This window comes from Kitasatospora sp. NPDC093558 (genome assembly GCF_040683475.1).
Lineage (GTDB): Bacteria > Actinomycetota > Actinomycetes > Streptomycetales > Streptomycetaceae > Kitasatospora.
This window is the reverse complement of sequence record NZ_JBFBDY010000644.1, coordinates 1-3,442: the sequence shown is the minus strand read 5'-3', so window position 1 is coordinate 3,442 and position 3,442 is coordinate 1. Positions and strand designations below refer to the sequence as shown.

The window sequence follows — 3,442 nt, the reverse complement described above, 5'->3', positions numbered from 1 at the left end:
GCAGGTAGGTCGCGAAGCCGGCGAAGGTCAGCACGAGGTAGCAGGTGAGCAGCCGGACGTACCGCGCGTGGTCGCGCCGCCAGAGCACCGCGAGGCCGCCTTCTTGACGCATCCCATACGTGCGGCCTGCGGATTCCACGGCTCTGGCAACGGCCATGGGTTGACGGGTCGGTCCGAGCCAGGCCGGCCGCCGGCCGAGGGCCAGAGGACGGACACGTCGAGGACCCGCTCGACGAGGTCGCGGATCCACGGCCCGTCGGGAGGCGAGGTGAGGACGACGTGGTTGCCGGGGCGGACTCCTCAGCGGAGAGCCGGAGGAATCCCACATGACCGGCACGGGGGTTTCGAAGGCGCTGCACCTGGCCCCAAGGCAAGGCCGCAGAGCCGGCCCGAAGCCGTCGGCCGACGGCTTCGGCCTGGCCCTGCTGCCGGACGACGGCCCCACCATTGCCGATGGGGCAGCATGGTGCCCGACCATCGCCGGGATGTGTGTCGCCTCCGCGCCTTCGCGGGCACGCATCCCCACCTGAAGGGAAGACATTTTCGTGGCCGATACCGACGCCGTCCTCACTGAGCAGATCCGGGCCCGTCTCGCCGGGTACGAGCGCCGGTTCAGCACGCTGTTCGAGAAGTACTTCCAGGACCTGTCCGCCGGCTTCGACGCGCCGTCGTGCAGTCGGTTCACCCCGGACTGCCTCGCGCTGCTGCGAGATCTGTCGCTGCGCGGCGGCAAGCGGATGCGGGTGGCCCTCCTCTTCGAAGCCGCCCGTCTGGTGACCGCCGAGCCCGTGAAGGGGCTGGACGACGCCGCGCTGAGCATCGAACTGCTCCAGACCCACGGGCTGGTCCACGACGACATCATCGACGGCAGCGCAACCCGCCGAGGCGGCCCCTCCACCTATTACGCCTACCGGGGGCAGTTCCCCGGCCGGCCGCAGACTGCGCTCGGGCTCGCCCTCCTCGCCGGCGACCTCGCACTCGCCCTGTCGCTGCGGGTCCTTCTCGACTCCCAAGCCCCGCTCCCGGTGCGACAGGCCATGGTCGAGGTGCAGACGCGAGCGGCATCGGCCACGTTCGTCGGCCAGATCATCGACCTGGAGCGGGACTTCACCGTGGACCCGGACGAGGACATGCTGCACGACGTGGCCGACTACAAGACCGCCCGCTACTCGGTTCTCGCCCCGATCCAGTTGGGCCTGCTCGCCGCAGGCGTCCAGACCGCCCTCCACGACGAGGAACTGCGGCGCTACGCCCGGCTGGTGGGGATCTGTGGGCAGATGCGCGACGACTACCTGGACCTCTTCGGCGACGCGGGGACCATGGGCAAGCCCACCGGAGCGGACATCCGGGAGGGACGGCGCAACTACGCCGTCCGTGCCGTCCTGGTAGCGGCCACCGGTTCGGAGCGGGCCCTGGTGGAGTCCGCACTCGGCGGCGGAGCCTGCACCGAGGAGACCATCGCCGCCATCCGCGACATCGCCCGGCGTCACGGCGTCCCGGAGAGGATGCGGGCGGACATGCGGCGGTGGGCACACGCGGCCGCCACGGAAGCGGCCGGATGGCGTCCCAGGTGGCGGGAGGAGGCCGTCGCGTTCTTCGAGTACCTGCCGAGGTGGAGCGTCGAGCGAGCCCGGTGAGGCGGCGCGCGGCCGCGTCCGCACCAAGTAGCCGCTGATCTTCAGGCGCCGGTTGCCGCTTCGACTTCGAGAACCCCGAACACCGCTGCGCCGCCGCTCCGTTGGAGAACCGTGCCACCAGGGGTCGCTCCCTGCAGCCCCTGGAGCGATGCGCAGAGCACCCTGTCTTGCATGGATCGTCACGGGGGCGGCGGAGGCCGGCGGGGTCGAGCTGCCGGTGCTGGAGCCAGTCGAGCATCATGCCGCTTGCGGTGGGAGGTCGTGATCGGCTTCGGGAGCTTGGAGCCGGTCCTTCCCGGGCTTTGTCCGGGTTTCATGGACGCGCCGACTGTGGTGAATCCGTCCCAGTCGGACGGTTTTGGTTCCTGACGGATCGTCATCCGGATTTCATTGGCCCTCGTTACGGTCGCGCGGGCGCACTGGTCCGGTGGGTGGGCCTTGGTGTCGTTGGCGACGGAGGGGCTATGGCTGTGCGAGGTCGTGGGGGTTGCAACGGCGCACGGTTACGGGCGTGGCCAGGTGCGCGGCTGGTGGCGCTGCTGTTGACGTTGGTGCTGACGGGTTCGCTGGCACAGGCGTTGGCAGCACCCCCGGCGGCCGCGACACCATCCTCGAAGAAGGTCGTCCGGGACTGGCCGATCATGGCCTCTACGTCCTCGCCGACGACGTCTCGCCAGGCACTTGAGCCGGAGCAGCCGGCGGCGGACTTCACCCCGCTGTCAGGCGGGGGTACGACTGATGGACGTGCCCGTGTCGATCCCGAGGTCGTACAACAGCGCGGCGCTGCAGGGGTATCGAGCCGGCACACCGCCGCGGATTCGTCCGTGGTACCGGAGCCGAGTCTGGTGGCTCCGGTCGATCAGGCCGTCCTGGCGACCGAGATGCCGACCTTGCAGGTCGCCGCGGTGGGTGACGGCGTCCAGTACTGCTTCAAGGTGGCCACGGGCTTCGACGGCCGCTCGGGCAGCGTGGTGGATTCGGGGTGCTTGTCCACACCGAGTTGGACGGTGCCCCGGTACGTGCTGCACGACGGTGGCCGCTACAGCTGGACGGTGGCAACCGCCCCAGCGGGCGGGCAGAGCACGACACCGGCGAAGTGGGTCGGGCACTTCACCGTCAACCAGCGGGTCGGTGACCCGGGACCGTCGCCGAGCGACCGGCTGGGGCCGGTGACGGTGAACCTGTTCAGCGGCAATCTCCACACCGCGGCCGCCGGTCCGGCCTTCCCCACCCTGGGTGGCTCGGCCGGGGTGACGTTCGCGTACAACTCCCGCCAGGGCGAGCCCCGCGGGGTGCGGGCGTCGTACTTCAACGACTCCCGGCACGCGGGCGTTCCGGACGACGCGCCGGTGATGGTGCGCGGCGAGCCGCAGGTCAACATGGGCTTGTTCCTCGACCCGCAGGCCAACTTCCCGTGGCAGCAGTACACCTGGCCGCCGGCGCTGGCCAAGGACTGGTTCGTCATCCGCTGGGAGGGGCAGTTCAAACCGCCGGTCAGCGGCGACTTCCGCTTCGGTGGCGCGCACGCGGACGGCGCGCGGATCTGGGTGAACAACACCCTTGTCTACGACAACCCCAACGCCGCGGAGCTCGACGCGGACTTCTACCGGCCGGGCCCCAAACAGGATCGGGAGCTCACGCTGACCGCCGATCAGGCGGTGCCGATCAAGGTCGAGTTGTACCACCGCTCCCAGGAGCGGCCCAAGATGGTGTTGTGGGCCAAGAGCACCATAGGCCCGGACATGGCTCGCGGCTTCAACTACGCGCCGCGGATCGTACCGACGGAGCTCCTGCTCTCGGCCGAC

General features: G+C 70.2%; 3 protein-coding genes. All 3 read left to right on the top strand.

Annotated elements, in window-relative coordinates; genetic code table 11:
• The first annotated feature begins 326 nt into the window (after positions 1-326).
• Complete coding sequence (locus tag AB0O00_RS33030; protein ID WP_363658102.1) at positions 327-530, top strand: hypothetical protein; 204 nt, start codon at positions 327-329, stop codon at positions 528-530.
• A 15-nt stretch (positions 531-545) separates the two neighbouring features.
• Positions 546-1,637 carry a polyprenyl synthetase family protein gene (locus tag AB0O00_RS33025; RefSeq protein WP_363658100.1) on the top strand — a complete coding sequence of 364 codons (1,092 nt, stop codon included), beginning with the start codon at positions 546-548 and terminating at the stop codon, positions 1,635-1,637.
• A 530-nt stretch (positions 1,638-2,167) separates the two neighbouring features.
• Positions 2,168-3,442: PA14 domain-containing protein (locus tag AB0O00_RS33020; protein WP_363658098.1), on the top strand; the 1,275-nt coding region annotated here is incomplete at its 3' end.